This is a genomic window from Larkinella sp. C7, assembly GCF_006149005.1.
Lineage (GTDB): Bacteria > Bacteroidota > Bacteroidia > Cytophagales > Spirosomataceae > Larkinella.
The window spans coordinates 1,152-1,485 of the sequence record NZ_VBSL01000051.1; the positions used below are offsets into that span (position 1 = coordinate 1,152).

Here is a 334-nt window from a genome sequence, read left to right on the forward strand (position 1 = left end):
TACCATTTCTAGACTCCTATCCCCATGAGGCTAAGACTATTGTCGCAGATGCTGGTTATGGGAGTGAAGAGAACCTACTAACTCTTGACCAAGAGGAAATTAATCACCTGATTAAGTATGGTCGGTTTGATAAGGAACAAAAGAGGACCTACAGAAAGTCTGACAAGAATCTAGCCAATTGGCACTATAATGAAAAAGAGGATAGCTACACCCATCCAGAGGGCTGGAAATAGGTGTTTCATCATCTCAAACACCAGAAAACGCAAACAGGTTTTGAACAAGAGATTAAGGTCTACCAGGCTGAGGAGCCTGAATTAGCTCCTCAAAAGGGGCT

At 42.8% G+C, this 334-nt stretch carries 1 protein-coding gene; it reads left to right on the forward strand.

All coding sequences use genetic code 11. The features are described from left to right. A partial coding sequence (locus FH871_RS34290) for a transposase (protein ID WP_212768300.1) occupies positions 1-233 on the forward strand: 233 nt, incomplete at its 5' end. Between the last annotated feature and the right edge of the window lie 101 nt (positions 234-334).